The sequence below is a fragment of the Streptomyces sp. NPDC051286 genome, assembly GCF_044455345.1.
Lineage (GTDB): Bacteria > Actinomycetota > Actinomycetes > Streptomycetales > Streptomycetaceae > Streptomyces.
This window is the reverse complement of record NZ_JBITER010000133.1, coordinates 1-3,190: the sequence shown is the minus strand read 5'-3', so window position 1 is coordinate 3,190 and position 3,190 is coordinate 1. Positions and strand designations below refer to the sequence as shown.

Annotated in this window: 4 protein-coding genes and 1 pseudogene; 2 read left to right on the top strand and 3 right to left on the bottom strand. The window is 64.3% G+C overall.

Annotated features, from left to right (window positions below):
- Positions 1 to 226 precede the first annotated feature (226 nt).
- Together ACIBB8_RS37720 and ACIBB8_RS37715 are read right to left on the bottom strand one after the other, a co-directional pair.
- On the bottom strand, positions 227 to 601 hold the full coding sequence (locus tag ACIBB8_RS37720) for a VOC family protein (RefSeq protein WP_366689162.1): 375 nt from the start codon (positions 599 to 601) through the stop codon (positions 227 to 229).
- Between the two features lie 141 nt (positions 602 to 742).
- On the bottom strand, positions 743 to 865 hold the full coding sequence (locus ACIBB8_RS37715; RefSeq protein ID WP_366689161.1) for an integrase: 123 nt from the start codon (positions 863 to 865) through the stop codon (positions 743 to 745).
- 244 nt (positions 866 to 1,109) lie between these two features.
- Between ACIBB8_RS37715 and ACIBB8_RS37710 the strand changes: the two genes are divergently transcribed.
- Positions 1,110 to 1,514 carry a hypothetical protein gene (locus ACIBB8_RS37710; protein WP_398959912.1) on the top strand — a complete coding sequence of 135 codons (405 nt, stop codon included), beginning with the start codon at positions 1,110 to 1,112 and terminating at the stop codon, positions 1,512 to 1,514.
- A 595-nt stretch (positions 1,515 to 2,109) separates the two neighbouring features.
- Here ACIBB8_RS37710 and ACIBB8_RS37705 read toward each other — a convergent pair.
- Positions 2,110 to 2,499, bottom strand: a complete 390-nt coding sequence (locus ACIBB8_RS37705) for a hypothetical protein (RefSeq protein ID WP_366689159.1) — start codon at positions 2,497 to 2,499, stop codon at positions 2,110 to 2,112.
- Between the two features lie 314 nt (positions 2,500 to 2,813).
- Here ACIBB8_RS37705 and ACIBB8_RS37700 point away from each other — a divergent pair.
- Positions 2,814 to 3,190, top strand: a pseudogene (locus tag ACIBB8_RS37700) (transposase); the annotation flags it as partial.

Below are 3,190 nucleotides of genomic sequence, written 5' to 3'. Positions count from 1 at the left end.
CTCACGGAACTCCGCGTCGAACTTTCGTCGCTTCTCTGCCATGACCCCCAACTTCCCCTGCAGTCACGGCCTCTACGCTACGAGGGGATGGTCAGACGGGATGGGAGCTGGGGTGAGTGGTGGGTTGAGATAGGCGTCATTGGAAGGCGCGAGTATCCAACCTGTCCTGTCTCTGCGATGTGCAGGCAGTCCCGCTCTTCTGTAGGCAGGTACGGCTAAGTCCCGGTCAGCCTCTGACGATGCAGAAGGGATGGCCGGCCGGATCGGTGAGAACCCGCGCCCTACCAGCCTCATGAGGCTGGTGATCCGGCTTGCCCGCGCCCAGCTCTAGCAACCGGGCCTCGGCCTCAGCCAAGTCCTCCTCGACCTTGAAGCAGATGTGAAGCTGCTGGGGAACGGTTTGGTCAGGCCAGCTCGGAGCCCGGTAGCCGTCGACCCGTTGAAAACCGATGAAGAGTCCGTCCTCACGGTTGAGACTGGCGAAGTCGGCGTCCGACTTCGGGTGGGGTTCGAGGCCGGTGGCCTGCTGATAGAACGCCGCCAGAGCCAACGGATCAGGGCAGTCGAGTGTTATCGCGCTCAACTTCATCTGCAGGGGCATGACACCTCCGGGACGATCAGTGGACTTCCTTGATGCACTCTAGAGGCGGCTGCCTACGGTTGCGCGGGACACCGATCACTCACCCTGTCCCCCTCGACCGTAGGCACCGCAGGTCAGAAGCTCGCCGCCACACGCGTGCCACTACGTCCCGGCGTCTCCCTGCTGCTTGTGGATCACCGCCCCCAGCCGGTCAGCGATGGCGCGGTCCCGGTCGGCGGTCATGTGCTGATAGATCAGCGCGGCACGGGCGGTGCTGTGCCCCATGCGCGTCATCAGCACCCCCGCCGCCCGCGCGCCACCTGTCTTGCTGATAGCCCGAGCCGCGGGAAGCTTAAGGGCCCCGATCTCTCGCCCCATGACAGCTCCCGCCCTAAGCCGCTACGCCGACCCCGGCCTCCTAGTGACCGTCGTGGGGCACGAGCCCCTCGCCAGGCGACCGCCCATGGATTATGTTGAACACGTTCAAATTCTGCGGAACGCGAGTTGCCGTGAAGAGGTGGTGACGGCCATGACCCACGCGACGGCCGGCCCTGGCATGCGCCGAGTGCTGGCACGGATGGGGCGGTGTGCTCTGTCGTACGTCCTGCTGCACTTGGCCGTGTGGACCGTCATCGCGCTGGTGGTCCCGGATTCATCCTTCCTCGGTGGCATGCAGGTCGGCCTGCTGATGCTGGCCTTCACCGGCATTCCCACGGTGCTCCTGGCGATCGTGGCCGGACTGGCCCACCAGCATATGGAGGTCGCTCTGTTCCGGGCCTTGCTTGCTTTCCCTATGGTGCTCTTTGCGTTTCCGCTCATCGGGGTGGGCACGGCCGAGCCGCTGGTGCTCCAGGTTATGGCTCAGGTGGCCTTCACGGTGTGGCTGATGCCTGCGCCGCTCGTCCCGGAGAACTGGGTGGGCCTGCCCGAGTAACGGGGCGCGCAACCGATGAGACATCTTCAGAAGCATTGAGTCGTCGTGCACCATGCGTGCCCGATCAAGCAGTGTCTGGCGGGGGGCAACGTGGTTGATCAGAACTGGGACGATGACACCGAGTATCACCGGGCCGTGGGGCGAGCGTGGGTCATGATGGGGGTCGCCACGTGTTGCTCGTTGGTGGTTGTTGGGTTCGTTGTCCTCGCCGTCTTCGGCGTGGGCGTCTTCGTGGCTCTCGTGAACGCTCTCAGCGGATAGCCCGCTGCGGTACAGCAGCGAAGTACAGCAACCACAGCAACCGCCCCCGGTCGGCGGCATGCCTCTAGGACCTCAGCGCAACCGGTACGACCGTCAGCGACCGATCCACATAGAGCTACGGATCAGAAGCCCGTGCCCCTGTCGTGCCCGCTTGGACGGGAACTGACGGGGAGCCACGGTGATTGACGGACAGCACGCATGAGAACGGCCCCCGACCGATTCACCTGGTCGGGGGCCGTTCAACTGCGGTGGGTGTGGGATTTGAACCCACGGTGACATCGCTGCCACGACGGTTTTCGAGATCGTACGCCGTAGTCCGAGGCGAGTGGGGCGCTCAGTCACCAGTGAAGACGGGGACGATCACTGCTGCGATCGCAGAGAGCAGGCCCGCTACGGCCAAGAAGGCGTTGAACTTCTCTTTCGCGGTCGGGAAGACGGCGCGACTCACGTCCCCGACCTTGCTCCGCAGCACGATCATCTTGAGCTTCTGCCAACGATGTTGGCGGTTTCGGCACCCCATCAGTACGCCGTAGGCATTGTTCCGGCAGTACGTCCTGCCGTCGCGGTTGACCGCTCCACACCAGACCGGCACCTGGAAGGAGGCGTAAGCGAAGACCGCGATGGACAAGACGGCGACGGTCGAAAGGGCCCATTGCTGGGTCCAGGCGACTATGAGTGCTGCAACCGCGATGTATCCCCAGTACAGGCGCATGGCTTTCCCCATGAGAGCGCAGCGTAATGGCATATGCGCAGGTCAAGCAGCGGCTAGAACCAGACAGAGTTCCCACCATGGCGCGTACGTCCCTCTTGACCGCCGGTGTCTCTGGCACCACAGCCTGGGCCGTCTCTGGGCCGTCCGAAGCCGCTCAACACCGGCCGACAACGACCAATGACGACCGGTCAGGCAGCCGCGACCAGGCCCCGGAGCTGCAAAAACGCAGGTCGCCAAGATCCCCGGCAAGACCCAGGGCAAGAAGAAGTGGCGCTCTGAACCGCCCCGATTCGAATGGAGACTCGATTTCATGAAAGGATCGAGTCATGGCACGACCTTCCCGATACCCGCTTGAGCTCCGCCGTCGTGCGGTGCGCATGGTCGCCGAGGTGCGCGACGACCATCCGAACGAGACGGCCGCTTTGCAGGCGGTGACCGAGAAGCTCGGCATCGGCTCCCGTGAGACGCTGCGGAACTGGGTGAAGCAGCACGAGATCGACGCGGGGACACGAGCGGGGACGACAACGGAGGAGTCCGCCCAGCTCAAAGCGTTGAAGAAGGAGAACGCCGAACTCAAGCGGGCCAACGAGATCCTGAAGGCCGCGGCAAGTTTCTTCGCGGCCGAGCTCGACCGGCCACACACACGCTCGTAGCCTTCATCGACGAGCACCGGGACCGCTTCGGCGGCGTCGAGCCGATCTGC